Below are 14,798 nucleotides of genomic sequence, written 5' to 3' on the forward strand. Positions count from 1 at the left end.
CGCGAGGTAGAGCTCCGGGAGGTCTACCTCGCGCACACGGGTCTACCTCGGCGAGCGGCGACCCCGCGATCGCTCACGGGCTGCGAGCAGCCGGGCCACGAGCCGCTCCGGATCCGACAGGTCTGCCCACGTGACCCGGATGATCGTCCACCCGGCCTCGACCAGCGCGTCCTGCCTGCGCTTCTCCGCGAGCAACCGCTCACCAGGCTCCCCGTAGCGCCCGCCCGAGTACTTGACCGCGCCGTCGAACTCGATCCCGATGCGAAGGTCGGGCCAGCCGAGATCGAGCCAGAATGCCCCGAGCCAGGTCTCCACGGGGATCGCCACGTCGAGCGCGGGCAGTCCGGCGTCGACCGCGAACCACCGGACGAGGGACTCCCCCGGAGACTCCGAACGACCGTCCGCCGCGGCGAGCACCCGGCGCGCGCGGACGATCCCCCTCTTGCCGGCGGACTCCTCGACGATCGTCTCCAGGACCTCGGCCCGGGCCCCGATCCGCAGCGCCGAGTCGGCGATCACGATCCCCTGCGGTTCGCGCAGCCCCCGGAGGCAGTCGACGACGGTCCGCTCCAGTCCCGTCACAGGCAGCCCGTCGAGCGTGCACCTGTCACGGACCGGCAGGTCGGTCCAGTGCCGTCGAAGGACCCTGTCGTCGCTCCGGACCTTCGGGTGCCCGAGCTGCGTGACGTGCACCTCGGCTGCGAGGCGCCACGTCCAGCACCCCCACAGCAGTGCCGCGTTCACGTGGCTGAACCAGAACGGAGTCGTGAGCCGGTTCGCGACGCCTCTCATCTCCGCGAGGACCTCGGCCTGCCGGGCCAGGGCCGGGGCGTCCGTCGGCACGGGCGCGACGAACACGCCACGGCGGACCCGCCGCACCTCTCCCGATCGCAACCTCCGCTCCAGTCGCGCCCGCTCGTCGCCCCGGAACGTCTCGGCGTCGGGGACTCGACGGTGAGCGAGCTGGGTGAGGTCGACGGGTCGTCGCGGATCTGGCCCCTGTGGCGGGCGAGCGGGAGCGGGCGGTGAGGAGTCGGAGCTCATCCGCGCATCGTGGCCGCCGACGCGCCGAGGCACCCAGGCGGTCAGGCGTTCGCGACCAGGCCCAGCTCCGCCACGCTCGCCAGGCCCTCGTGCTTCGGCACGATCCGCACGGTGTACCCGAACGGCCCCGACGCCTCGAGGCGCACCGACCCGGCGAACGCCGCCCGCCCGGCCTCGTACGTCTCGGCGAGCTCGAGAGCCTCTGCCGTGAACGACTCGATCACGTCGGCCTCGGTCACACGGCCGTGGACCACCTGCACCTCGACGTCGCCGGGCTGCAGGTCGCCGAGGGACACGTAGGCCTTGACGGACAGCAGGTCGCCGACCTGCGGCACCTCGCGGATCCCGCTCGACTCGACGTGGTCGACGCGCACGTGCGACCAGTCGCCGCGCACGTGCTGCTTCCAGGCCGCGAGCTCGCGCGCCGGCTCGAAGCCCGGCCCGTTGAGCGTGCGCCCCGCGACGGCGGCGGGCCCGTACAGGCGGTGCACGTAGTCCGCGACCATGCGCGTGGCCTGGACCTTGGGGCCGAGGGTCGCGAGCGTGTGCCGCACCATCTGGAGCCAGCGGACCGGCACACCGCGCTCGTCGCGGTCGTAGAACCGTGCCGCGACCTGCGTCTCGATGAGGTCGTACAGCGCGGCGGCCTCGAGGTCGTCGCGGCGGTCGTTGTCCTCGACGCCGTCGGCCGTGGGGATGGCCCACCCGTTCTCGCCGTCGTACCACTCGTCCCACCACCCGTCGAGGATCGACAGGTTGAGGCCGCCGTTGAGCGCGGACTTCATGCCCGACGTGCCGCTGGCCTCGAGCGGGCGCAGCGGGTTGTTGAGCCACACGTCGCAGCCCGGGTAGAGCGACTGCGCCATGCCGATGTCGTAGTTCGGCAGGAACACGATGCGCCCGCGCACGTCGTGCTCGTCGGTGAACCGGACGAGCTGCTGGATGAGCCGCTTGCCCTGGTCGTCGGCGGGGTGGGACTTGCCGGCGACGATGAGCTGGACGGGCCGCTCGGGGTCGAGCAGGAGCGACCGCAGCCGCTCGGGGTCGCGCAGCATGAGCGTCAGGCGCTTGTACGTGGGAACGCGGCGCGCGAACCCGATGGTCAGGACGTCGGGCGAGAGCGCCTCGTCGACCCAGCCGAGCTCGGCGGGGCTGGCCCCGCGCTCGCGCCAGGACTTGCGGAGCCGGTTGCGGGCCTCGTCGACGAGCTGGCCGCGCAGCTCGCGCCGCATGCCCCACAGCTCCTCGTCGCCGACCCCGGCGGGGTCGAGCCACCCCGCCGACGCCGTGTCGGCCGTGAGCTCGTCGAGCCCGAGCCGCTCGGCCTCGAGCGCGGCGAGGCGCGGGTCGACCCAGGTGGGCGTGTGGACGCCGTTCGTCACGGACGTGATGGGGACCTCGCGCGCGTCGAAGCCCGGCCAGAGGCCGTTGAACATGCCGCGCGAGACCTCGCCGTGCAGGAGGGACACGCCGTTGGCGCGACCGCCCAGGCGGAGCCCCATGACGGCCATGTTGAAGACTGTGGGGTCGCCGCCCTCGTAGTCCTCGGCGCCGAGGGCGAGCACCTGGTCGACGTCGATCCCGGGGATCTGGTTGTCGCCGCCGAAGTACTGCGCGATCAGGTCCCGCCCGAACCGGTCGATGCCTGCGGGGACCGGCGTGTGCGTCGTGAACACGGTCGCGGCCCGCACGGCCTCGAGCGCCGCGTCGAACGTGAGCCCGGCTCCGGTCACGAGCTCGCGGATGCGCTCGACGCCGAGGAACCCGGCGTGGCCCTCGTTGGTGTGGTAGACCTCGGGCTCGGGGGCGTCAGTCAGGCGCGACCACAGGCGCAGCGCGCGCACGCCGCCGACGCCCAGCAGGAGCTCCTGCTGGAGGCGGTGCTCGCCGCCGCCGCCGTAGAGGCGGTCGGTGACCTTGCGTGCGGCCTCGTCGTTGCCCGGGACGTTGGAGTCGAGCAGCAGCAGCGGCACGCGCCCGACGGCGGCGACCCACACGTGCGCGTGCAGCACGCGCCCGCCGGGCAGGTCGATCGAGACGCGCGCGGGCGTGCCGTCGTCCTCGCGCAGGATCGTCAGCGGCAGCCCGTCGGGGTCGAGCAGCGGGTAGGTCTCGACCTGCCAGCCGTCGCGCGTGAGGGACTGGCGGAAGTAGCCCGCACCGTAGAGCAGGCCGACGCCGACGATCGGGACGCCCAGGTCGGAGGCGCTCTTGAGGTGGTCGCCCGCGAGGATGCCGAGGCCGCCCGAGTACTGCGGCAGGACCGAGGTGATGCCGTACTCCGGGGAGAAGTAGGCGATCGCCTGCGGGAGCTCCTCGCCGCCCGCGGCCTGCTCCTGGTACCACTGCGGGTCCTGGAGGTAGCGGTGGAGGTCCGCTGCCGCGGCGCGGACGCGGCCCACGAACTCCTGGTCGGCTGCGAGCGCCGCGAGGCGGTCCGGCCCGAGGGCGCCGAGGAGCGCCACCGGGTCGCGCTTCACGGACTCCCAGAGCTGCGGGTCGATCGCGATGAAGAGCTCGCGCGTGGGCGCGTGCCACGACCAGCGCAGGTTGAGGGACAGCTCGTCGAGGTCGTGCAGCTCGGCGGGCAGGACGGTGCGGACGGTGAAACGTCTGATCGCTCTCACGGGTCCGACAGTACGCAACTGTGGGCTGCTGTACACCCTTTACCTACCGCGTGCTCTCGTCGGCCTCGGGCGGTTTCACCCGTCGGCCGGGCGAGCGTGCGGCGCGGGTTGCGCGCCACACCCGCCCAGCGGGTGCCGCACCTCGCCCGCGCTCGATACCTTGTGCTCGTGCCTGAGAACTCCGCGACCCCCGTGACCCCCGCGCCCGCGCCGGTGCCGACCGCCCCCTCGACCGTGTCCAGCGTCGCTGCGACGTTCCCCCCGATCGCTCCTCCGATCGCCCCGGCCGCCCCGATCGGGCGCATCCCGGTCGTCGAGGTGTCCCCCGTGGTCGAGGGGGGCCGGTGGCCCGCGAAGGCCGTGGTCGGTGAGGTCGTCCCCGTCGAGGCCACGGTGTTCCGCGAGGGCCACGACGCGGTCGCGGCGACGGCGGTGCTCGTCGCCCCGGACGGCACGGACCACTCCTGGGCACGGATGGTCGACGTGGCCCCGGGCCTCGACCGGTTCCGCGCGACGGTCTCCCCCGACGCACCGGGCGCGTGGTCGTTCCGCGTCGAGGCGTGGTCCGACCCGTACGGCACGTGGGCGCACGACGCGGCGATCAAGGTCGCGGCGGGTATCGACGTCGAGCTCATGCTCGCCGAGGGCGTCGCGCTCTTCGAGCGCATCACGGCCCTGGAGGGTCTGAGCCCGCAGGACGCGAAGACCCTGCACGACGGCGCCGCGGCCCTCGCGGACCCGTCGCGCCCCTCCCCGGCCCGGCTCGCCGCGGCCCTGTCGCCCGAGGTGCGCGACGCCCTGGGCCGCACTCCTCTGCGGGACCTCGTGACGCCGTCGGGCACGTATCCCCTGCGGGTCGACCGGCCGCTCGCCCTCGCCGGCGCCTGGTACGAGATGTTCCCCCGCTCCGAGGGCGCGCGGCGCCTCAAGGACGGGACGTGGCGGTCCGGGACGTTCACGACCGCCGCCCGGCGCCTGCCCGCGATCGCCGCGATGGGCTTCGACATGGTCTACCTGACGCCCGTGCACCCCATCGGGACCACGCACCGCAAGGGCCGCAACAACTCGCTGACCGCGCTGCCGGGCGACCCGGGGTCGCCCTACGCGATCGGCTCGAAGGACGGCGGGCACGACGCGATCCACCCCGAGCTCGGCAGCGAGCGCACGTTCAAGGCGTTCGTGAGGGAGGCCCGGCGCCTGGGCATGGAGGTCGCGCTCGACCTCGCGCTCCAGTGCTCGCCCGACCACCCGTGGGTCACCGAGCACCCCGAGTGGTTCACGACGCGCGTCGACGGCTCGATCGCGTACGCCGAGAACCCGCCCAAGAAGTACCAGGACATCTACCCGCTCAACTTCGACAACGACCCGGCGGGCATCTACGCCGAGGTGCTGCGCGTCGTGCGGGTGTGGATCGCGCGCGGTGTCACGGCGTTCCGCGTCGACAACCCGCACACCAAGCCCCTCCCGTTCTGGGAGTGGCTGCTGGCCGAGGTCCGCGCGACGAACCCCGAGGTGATCTTCCTGTCGGAGGCGTTCACCAAGCCCGCGATGATGCACACGCTCGCGCGCATCGGGTTCCACCAGTCGTACACGTACTTCACGTGGCGCAACGAGAAGACCGAGCTGGCCGAGTACCTGACCGAGGTCTCGGGGCCCGCGGGGTCCTACATGCGCCCGAGCTTCTGGCCCACGACGCACGACATCCTGCCGCCGTACCTGCAGCACGGGGGCGTCGCCGGGTTCGCGGTGCGCGCGGTCCTCGCGGCGCTCGGCTCCCCCACGTGGGGCGTCTACTCGGGCTACGAGCTCGTCGAGAACGTGCCGCGCCCCGGCGTCGAGGAGCAGATCGACAACGAGAAGTACGAGTACCGGCCGCGCGACTGGGCGCTCGCGGAGGAGCTCGGCATCTCGACGCTCCTGACGCGCCTCAACGAGGTGCGCCGCGAGCACCCGGCGCTGCGCCAGCTGCGCAACCTCACGGTCCACCCCACGAGCAACGACCGGGTCCTCGCGTTCTCGCGCCACCTGCCCGAGCGGGTGTCGCCGGACGGCACGGTGGCCCCTGCCGACACCGTGGTCGTGGTCGTGAACCTCGACCCGTGGGGCACGCAGGAGTCCATGGTCCACCTCGACCTGGCCGCCCTGGGCGTGGCGCCCGAGCACGGGCAGTTCGTGGCGCACGACCTGCTCTCGGGGGCGTCGTACGGCTGGGGGGAGGACGTCTACGTCAAGCTGGTCCCGCAGGAGCAGGTGGCGCACGTCATCCACGTGAGCACGCCATGAGCAGCTCGCCGTTCTCGGCACGCGCGGCGGGGCCTGCCGCGGGCCCCGCTGCGGGGCCCGCCCCCGTCGCACCGACGACCGCGCCCCTGCCCGTCGGTGCGCTGCCTCCGCGACGCCAGCCCGCGGCCCCGACGGCGCAGCGCTCGGGTCTCTCGGCGGACCCTGCCTGGTACAGGACGGCCGTGTTCTACGAGGTCCTGGTCCGGGCGTTCTCGGACTCCTCGGGCGACGGCTCGGGCGACCTGCGCGGCCTGATCGAGCGTCTCGACTACCTGCAGTGGCTCGGGATCGACGCGCTGTGGCTGCCGCCGTTCTACCCGTCGCCGCTGCGGGACGGCGGGTACGACGTCGCGGACTACACCGCCATCGCGGGCCAGTACGGCTCGATGGCGGACTTCACCGAGCTCATCGCCGAGGCGCACGCGCGCGGCATCCGGATCGTGATCGACCTCGTCATGAACCACACGAGCGACCAGCACCCGTGGTTCCAGGCGTCGCGCGCCGACCCCGAGGGGCCGTACGGCGACTTCTACGTGTGGAGCGACGACAACACGCGCTACCAGGACGCGCGCATCATCTTCGTGGACACCGAGACGAGCAACTGGACGTTCGACCCGGTCCGGCGCCAGTTCTTCTGGCACCGGTTCTTCTCGCACCAGCCGGACCTCAACTTCGAGAACCCGCGCGTCGCGGACGCGATGCTCGACGTGACGAGGTTCTGGCTCCAGGTCGGCGTGGACGGGTTCCGTCTCGACGCGGTCCCCTACCTGTTCGAGGCCGAGGGCACCAACTGCGAGAACCTGCCCCAGACGCACCGGTTCCTGCGGCGCGTGCGGCAGATGGTCGACGCCGAGTTCCCGGGCCGCATCATCCTCGCGGAGGCGAACCAGTGGCCCGCGGAGGTCGTGGACTACTTCGGGACCGAGGAGGAGCCGGAGTGTCACATGTGCTTCCACTTCCCCGTCATGCCCCGCATCTTCTACGCGATCCGCGACCAGCGGGCCAACCAGATCGTCGACATCCTGCGCGACACCCCGCCCATCCCGGCGGGCGCGCAGTGGAGCACGTTCCTGCGCAACCACGACGAGCTGACGCTCGAGATGGTCTCGACCGAGGAGCGTGCGTCGATGTACGGGTGGTACGCGCAGGACCCGCGCATGCGCGCGAACGTCGGCATCCGACGCCGCCTGGCACCGCTGCTCGACAACTCGCGCAAGGAGGTCGAGCTCGCGCACGCGCTGCTCCTGTCGCTGCCGGGCAGCCCGTGCCTGTACTACGGCGACGAGATCGGGATGGGGGACAACATCTGGCTGCCGGACCGGGACGCGGTCCGTACGCCCATGCAGTGGACCCCGGACCGCAACGCGGGCTTCTCGACCGCGGACCCGGGCAAGCTGTACCTGCCGCCCATCCAGTCGCTCGTGCACAACTACGGGTACGTCAACGTGGAGAACCAGCTCGCGCAGCCGACGTCGCTGCTCCACTGGGTCCACGGCATGCTCGCGGTGCGCAGGCTGCACCCGGCGTTCGGCGACGGCGAGCAGGTCACGCTCGTCACGGACAACGAGTCGGTCCTCGCGTTCCTGCGGCGCAACGCGGCCGAGACGATCCTGTGCGTCGCGAACCTGTCGGCGACCGCGCGCACCGCCACGATCCACCTGCCCGAGCACGCGGGCGCGACCCTGACCGACGTGTTCGGCGGGGCCACGTTCCCCTCGGTGGGCGAGGACGGCGACGTCGTGATGACATGGGGGTCGAGGGACTTCTACTGGCTCACGGTGTCGTAGGACGCCCTGACCTGCCCGGCAGAAGGAGCTGACGTGGTGCCGAAGACCGTCTCGTCCTCGCCCGTCGTGTCGCGCCCCGGACCGCTCGGGTCGGCGCAGCGTGTGCCGGTCCCCGATGCCCGGCTGCTCGGCCTCCTCGACGCGTGGCTGCCCGCGCAGCGCTGGTACCCCGTCAAGGGTCTCGCGGTGCGGCACGTGCCGTGGATGAGCTTCGCGCTCACCGACCGCTGCACGCTGCACCTGCTGCGCATCGTGGGCGACGGGGTGGACCTGGTGATCCAGGTCCCGCTGGTCCTGACGCCTGCGGGCGGGACGCCCCCGGTGACAGGGCCGACGGACGCCCGTTCACCGGGCACGGGCACGACCCGTGCGCCCCTCCCGGGGCTGGTGGGCTTCGTGCCGGAGACCGCCGCGGCGCCGGGAGGGCCGCAGGGCGGGGCGAGCGTCGTCGAGGTCTCCGGGGCCCCGCTCGCGGTGCACGACGGCGCCACGCACCCCGACCTGTGGGTGGCCCTCCTGGGAGCGCTCGAGCGGGCGGGCGAGGTGCGCCAGGACGCTCGCGGGGGCACCGGTGGACCTGTCGACCGCGACGTGCACGAGGACCACGACCACCACCACGACGATCATGGGCACCGCCCGGTCGACCTGACGGGCGCCCGCACGGTCGGCGGCGAGCAGTCGAACTCGTCGGTGATCCTCCCCGGGGTCGCGGGCGGGTCGATCCTCAAGATCCTGCGGACGATCGCGATCGGCCCGAACCCGGACGTCGTGGTCCCCGACGCGCTGGCCCGCGTCGGCTGGACGGGCGTGCCGCGACCGCTCGGCTGGGTCGAGGCCACGTGGGAACTGCTCGACGTGCCGGCGGACGCCCCCGCGCTGGGACCGGCGAGGACCGCGCACCTCGCGGTCCTGAGCGAGCTCGTGACGGACGCCCGGGACGGGTTCGAGCTCGCGTGCGCCTACGCGGCCCAGGACACGTCGTTCGCCGACCTCGCGGCCGACCTCGGCCGGACGCTCGCGAGCATGCACCGGGCGCTGCGCGAGGCTCTGCCCACGGGACCACCGCTCGAGGCGGGCTGGCTGCTGGGCGACCTGCGCCGTCGGGCACGCGAGGCCTGCGCCTCCTCCGCCCCGCTCGGGCGACGCGCCGCACAGGTCGAGGCGTTCCTCGACGGCGTGGCCGAGCGCCTCGCCCGCGAGGAGGCACCGCCTCCCGTGCTCCAGGCGATCCACGGCGACATGCACCTGGGGCAGGCCCTGCACGCGCGCGGCGACGGCTGGAAGATCCTCGACTTCGAGGGCGAGCCGCTGCGACCCGTGGCCGAGCGCACGCGCCCGGACCTGCCGCTGCGCGACGTCGCGGGGATCGTGCGATCGCTCGACTACGCGGCGGCGGTCGGCGGGGCACGCTCGCCCCGGTGGACGACGACCGCACGCACGGCGTTCGTCGAGGCGTACCGGCGTGAGATCGGTGAGGACGACGGGACCGCGGGCCTCTCGGTCTCCACGACCGAGGCGCTGCTGCGGGCGCTGGTCCTCGACAAGGCGCTGTACGAGGTCGTGTACGAGTCCCGGAACCGGCCCGCGTGGGAGCCGATCCCGCTCACCGCGGTGGACCGGCTGCTGGGCGGACGGTAGCCACACCGCTGGGTGGCCGGGGCCTCGACGTGCCGTCGCCGCCCGCTGCGCCGGGATCAGCCCGCCACCAGGCATGATGGTGCCGCGGTTCGACGACGACCCCTCACCTCTCTGGAGCTTCCCCGTGACCTCGGCCCCGGCCTCTGCAGACCTCGCACGCTCGACGATGACAGCGCTGACATCACCTCCCGACCAGGCCCCGGGCACCTCCACCGCCCCGCAGAGCCTGACCCGCCGCGAGCTGCACGCGGGCTGGACCGTGCGCGCCGTCGCCGGTCCCGTCCCGGCGCACCTCGCCGACCGGCTGCACGCGCCGGTGCCGGCGACCGTGCCGGGCACGGTCCACACCGACCTCCTCGCGGCCGGGATCGTCCCCGACCCCTACCTCGACGACAACGAGCACGTGCTCGCGTGGATCGGGCGCTGCGACTGGGAGTACCGCACGACCTTCGAGTGGACCCCCGACGGCCACGAACGCCACGACCTCGTCGCCGACGGCCTCGACACCGTCGCGGCCGTGACCCTCAACGGGCACCTGCTCGCCGAGACCGCCAACCAGCACCGCACGTACCGGCTGCCCGTCGACGAGCACCTGCGCCCCGGCAGCAACGAGCTCGTCGTGCGCTTCTCCTCGCCGCTCGCCTACGCCGCCGCCCAGAACGTGGCCATGGGCTACCGCCCCCACACCAACCCCCACCCGTTCAACGCGATCCGCAAGATGGCGTGCAGCTTCGGGTGGGACTGGGGGCTGGAGACCGCGACGTCGGGCATCTGGCGCCCCCTCGCGCTCGAGGCGTGGTCGGGCGCGCGGCTCGCGGCCGTGCGCCCCGTCGCGACGCTCGCCGACCCGGCCGTCGACCCGCCGCACGCGTCGCCCGCCGACGCACCGCACGCGGCGGCCGCCGCGGCCGCCGCGGCCCCGGCCGACCAGCCCGTCCCCGGTCACCTCGCGGTCCACGTCGACGGCCTCGTCACGACCGCCCGGGTCCCGTCCGGCGAGACCACGGTCGTCGACCTCGACCTCCCGCAGGTGCGCCGCTGGTGGCCCCGCGGGTTCGGCGAGCAGCCGCTCTACGAGGTCACGGTCGAGCTCCTCCCCACACCCGCGCCCCCCGGGCCGTCGGCCGAGGCGACCGGGGCGCGCGCCGCCGTCGGGCCGCTCGACGTGCGGCGCCACCGCGTGGGCTTCCGCACAGTGCGCCTCGACATGCTCCCCGACGAGCACGACGGCGAGCCCGGCACCTCGTTCGTGATCGTCGTCAACGACCGGCCCGTGTTCGTTCGGGGCGCCAACTGGATCCCCGACGACGCGTTCCCCCACCGCGTGACGCGCGAGCGGTACGCGGCGCGCATCACCCAGGCCGAGCAGGCGAACGTCAACCTGCTGCGTGTGTGGGGCGGCGGGATCTTCGAGGCCGACGACTTCTACGACCTGTGCGACGAGCGCGGCATCCTCACGTGGCAGGACTTCCTCTTCGCGTGCTCGACCTACGCCGAGGAGGAGCCGCTGCGCGGCGAGGTCGAGGCCGAGGTGCGCGACAACGTCGTGCGCCTGGCCCCGCACCCGAGCCTCGTGCTGTGGAACGGCAACAACGAGAACCTGTGGGGATTCCACGACTGGGACTGGCAGCCGCGCCTCCAGGGCCGCACCTGGGGCCTCGGGTACTACACCGAGCTGCTGCCGGCGCTGCTCGCCGAGCTCGACCCGGGGCGCCCGTACACCCCGGGCAGCCCGTGGTCGGGCTCGCTCGACCTGCACCCCAACCTCGACGCGCACGGCTCGGTGCACGTCTGGGACGCGTGGAACCGCAAGGGCTACGAGGTGTACCGGGACCACGTCGCGCGCTTCGTCGCCGAGTTCGGCTGGCAGGGCCCGCCCACGTGGTCGACGCTGCGCGACGCCCTGTCCGACGACCCGCTGACGCCCGAGTCCCCCGGGATGCTCGTGCACCAGAAGGCCGCGCAGGGCAACGACAAGCTGACCGACGGACTGCTCCCCCACTTCCCGCTGCCCGACGACATGGACGACTGGCACTGGGCCATGTCCGTCAACCAGGCGAACGCCATGACGGTCGGGATCGAGCACCTGCGCTCGTGGAGCCCGCGCTGCGCGGGCGCGATCGTGTGGCAGCTCAACGACTGCTGGCCCGTCACGTCGTGGGCCGCGGTCGACGGCGCGGGCCGCGCCAAGCCCACGCTGTTCGCGCTCGCCCACGCGTACCGCGACCGCCTGGTCACGGTCCAGCCCCGCAGGCCCGACGGCGGCGCGCCCGTCCCCGGCGGCCCGTCGGCGCTCGCGGTGGTCGTCGTCAACGACTCGCCCGCCCCGTGGAGCGGGACGCTCGTCCAGCAGCGCGTGCGCTACGACGGGACGGTCCTCGCGGAGGTGAGCACCGCCGTCGGGCTGGCACCGCGCGAGACGCGCACGCTCCTGCTGCCCGACGACGTCGCGACGGTCGGGCGAGGGGCCGACGAGCTGGTCGTCGCGACCCTGGGCGACGAGCGCGGGCTGTGGTTCTTCGCGGAGCCGCGCGACAGCGCGCTGACCGAGGGTGGGCTGGACGTGGTGGTGCGAGTGGTCGCCTCGGGCGCCCCGGCGCCGTCGCCCGTGCCGGGCTCGCTCCGCGGGCCCGCCGCGGACCGAGGGCCTGCCGAAGGTCACCGGTACGAGGTCACCGTGACGGCGCGCGATCTCGTGCGCGACCTCGCCCTGCTGGTCGACAAGGTCGACCCCGACGCGACCGTCGACGACCAGCTCGTCACGCTCCTGCCCGGGGAGTCCGCGACGTTCACCGTGACGTCGCCCGTGCCGCTCGATCCCGGGACCCTGAGCGCGCGTCGCGTGCTGCGGACCGCGAACCAGCTCGTCGCGGGACCGTCGACGCCCGGGCTCGCCCCGTGAGCGCCGGGTGAGCGGACGCGCTCGCGGCGCGGGGAGTACGCACGCGCCCCCGCGACGTGGAAAGGTTGGGCCATGACCGGGTCATCGACACCTCCGAGCAGCTCCCTCCCACCGCTCCCCGTGGTGCCGGCCGATCCGGTCGCGCTCGCGGCCGTCGCCCAGGGCAGGGCCTCCGGGCCGCACGGGGTGCTCGGCCCGCACCTGACCGCGGTGCCCCTACCCGGCGGCCGGACCGGGGGCGCCGCCACGGTGCGCGTCCTGCGCCCGCTCGCGGACGAGGTCGCGATCATCACCCTCGACGGCGAGTTCGCCGCGACGCACGAGCAGGACGGGATCTGGGTCGCGGTCGTGCCCGCAGCCGTCGACGAGCCCGTGCCCGGCGCCTCGACCTCTCCGGTGCTGCACGCGCCCGACTACCGCGTCCGCTCGCGCTACGGCGAGACCACGACCCTCCAGGACGACCCCTACCGGTTCCTGCCGAGCCTCGGGGAGATGGACCAGCACCTGATCCGCGAGGGGCGCCACGAGGAGCTGTGGACCGTCCTGGGTGCCAACCCGAAGGTCTACCCGAGCGCCCTCGGCGAACCGGGGTCGCCCGGGACGACGAGCGGCACGGCGTTCGCGGTCTGGGCGCCCAACGCCCGCGCGGTGCGGGTCATCGGGGACTTCAACCACTGGCAGGGCAGCACCCACGCCATGCGGTCGCTGGGCGACACGGGGGTGTGGGAGCTATTCGTGCCCGGTATCGGGCCCGGGACGCTCTACAAGTACGAGATCCTCACGGCCGGCGGCGCCTGGCTCCAGAAGGCCGACCCCCTCGCCAAGGGCACGCAGGTGCCGCCCGCCAACGCGAGCGTCGTCGTCGCGTCCGGGCACGAGTGGACCGACGACGCCTGGCTCGCCGAGCGTGCGTCCCGCGACCCGCACGCGGGCCCCGTGAGCGTCTACGAGGTGCACCTGGGCTCGTGGCGCCAGGGCCTGAGCTACCGCGACCTCGCCGACCAGCTCACGGCCTACGTCCTCGAGACCGGGTTCACGCACGTCGAGCTCATGCCCGTCGCCGAGCACCCCTACGGCGGCTCGTGGGGCTACCAGGTCACGAGCTACTACGCCCCGACCGCACGGTTCGGGCACCCCGACGACTTCCGGTACCTCGTCGACACCCTGCACCGCGCCGGGATCGGCGTGATCCTCGACTGGGTCCCGGCGCACTTCCCCAAGGACGAGTGGGCGCTCGCCCGCTTCGACGGCACCCCGCTCTACGAGCACCCCGACCCCCTGCGCGGCGAGCAGCCGGACTGGGGCACGTACGTGTTCGACTTCGGGCGCAACGAGGTGCGCAACTTCCTCGTCGCCAACGCGACGTACTGGTTCGAGGAGTTCCACGTCGACGCCCTGCGCGTCGACGCGGTGGCCTCGATGCTCTACCTCGACTACTCGCGCGGCCCCGGCCAGTGGCACCCGAACGTCCACGGCGGGCGCGAGAACCTCGAGGCCATCGCCTTCCTCCAGGAGACCAACGCGACCGCCTACCGGCGCACGCCGGGCGTGATGATGATCGCCGAGGAGTCCACCGCCTGGCCCGGCGTCACGCGCCCCACCGACGCGGGCGGCCTCGGGTTCGGGCTCAAGTGGAACATGGGCTGGATGAACGACTCGCTGCGCTACGTCGCCGAGGAGCCCATCAACCGGCGCTACCACCACCACGAGATCACGTTCTCGATGGTCTACGCGTACTCCGAGCAGTTCGTCCTGCCCATCAGCCACGACGAGGTCGTGCACGGCAAGGGGTCGCTCTACGGCAAGATGCCGGGCGACGACTGGCAGAAGCGTGCGGGGGTCCGGTCGTTCCTGGCCTACCAGTGGTCGCATCCCGGCAAGCAGCTGCTGTTCATGGGCTGCGAGATCGCCCAGCACACCGAGTGGAACGAGGCCGCGAGCCTCGACTGGGCCGGCCTCGACGACGCGGGCAGGGCCGGCGTGCAGCGCCAGGTGCGGGACCTCAACGCGCTCTACCGGCGCACGCCCGCGCTGTGGGCGCTCGACCACGACCCCGCGGGCTTCGAGTGGCTCGACGCCGAGGACGCGGACCACAACGTGGTCGCGTACCTGCGCCGCGACGCGGCCGGCAACCAGGTCGCGGTCGTCGTCAACTTCGCGGGTACCCCGCACGAGGACTACCGGCTGGCACTGCCCCAGGGCGGCGCGTGGCGCGAGGTCCTCAACACCGACGCCGAGGTCTACGGCGGCTCCGGGGTCGGGAACCTCGGCGAGGTCCACGCCGAGTCCCGCCCGTGGAAGGGGCGGGCGCACTCGGTCGCGCTGCGCGTCCCGCCGCTCGGCGCGCTGTACCTGGAGCCGGTCTGACGTCGAGCCGGTCAGACGTCGCGCCGGTCTGACGTCGACGTCGAGCCGGTCCGTCCTCGAGCCGGTCAGACCCGGACGGGACGCTCTCCGGCCACGCACCTCGTGCACGACGGCGGGGGGGGGGGGCCCGGGCGGGGGGGGGCCGCCCCC

Annotated in this window: 7 protein-coding genes; 5 read left to right on the plus strand and 2 right to left on the minus strand. The window is 73.5% G+C overall.

What is annotated here, in order from left to right; translation table 11 throughout:
• Positions 1-42: 42 nt before the first annotated feature.
• Entirely contained in the window at positions 43-1,044 is a 1,002-nt protein-coding gene (locus ACFVQ3_RS18480) for a hypothetical protein (RefSeq protein WP_387642241.1), read from the minus strand.
• 41 nt (positions 1,045-1,085) lie between these two features.
• Complete coding sequence (gene glgP / locus ACFVQ3_RS18485; protein ID WP_387642244.1) at positions 1,086-3,671, minus strand: alpha-glucan family phosphorylase; 2,586 nt, start codon at positions 3,669-3,671, stop codon at positions 1,086-1,088.
• Between the two features lie 234 nt (positions 3,672-3,905).
• Between glgP and ACFVQ3_RS18490 the strand changes: the two genes are divergently transcribed.
• From ACFVQ3_RS18490 to glgB, 5 genes are all read left to right on the plus strand, one after another.
• On the plus strand, positions 3,906-5,954 hold the full coding sequence (locus ACFVQ3_RS18490; RefSeq protein WP_387642259.1) for a maltotransferase domain-containing protein: 2,049 nt from the start codon (positions 3,906-3,908) through the stop codon (positions 5,952-5,954).
• A complete protein-coding gene (gene treS, locus ACFVQ3_RS18495; RefSeq protein WP_387642247.1) occupies positions 5,951-7,741 on the plus strand; it encodes a maltose alpha-D-glucosyltransferase in 1,791 nt (596 codons plus the stop codon). Before ACFVQ3_RS18490 ends, treS begins: the two co-directional genes overlap by 4 nt.
• A 33-nt stretch (positions 7,742-7,774) precedes the next feature.
• On the plus strand, positions 7,775-9,379 hold the full coding sequence (locus ACFVQ3_RS18500) for a phosphotransferase (protein WP_387642250.1): 1,605 nt from the start codon (positions 7,775-7,777) through the stop codon (positions 9,377-9,379).
• 166 nt (positions 9,380-9,545) lie between these two features.
• On the plus strand, positions 9,546-12,281 hold the full coding sequence (locus ACFVQ3_RS18505) for a glycoside hydrolase family 2 protein (protein ID WP_387642253.1): 2,736 nt from the start codon (positions 9,546-9,548) through the stop codon (positions 12,279-12,281).
• A 72-nt stretch (positions 12,282-12,353) separates the two neighbouring features.
• Positions 12,354-14,648, plus strand: a complete 2,295-nt coding sequence (gene glgB, locus ACFVQ3_RS18510) for a 1,4-alpha-glucan branching protein GlgB (RefSeq protein ID WP_387642256.1) — start codon at positions 12,354-12,356, stop codon at positions 14,646-14,648.
• Positions 14,649-14,798: the final 150 nt, after the last annotated feature.

It is taken from the genome of Oerskovia sp. NPDC057915, assembly GCF_042887685.1.
In the GTDB taxonomy this organism is placed as follows: Bacteria; Actinomycetota; Actinomycetes; order Actinomycetales; family Cellulomonadaceae; genus Oerskovia.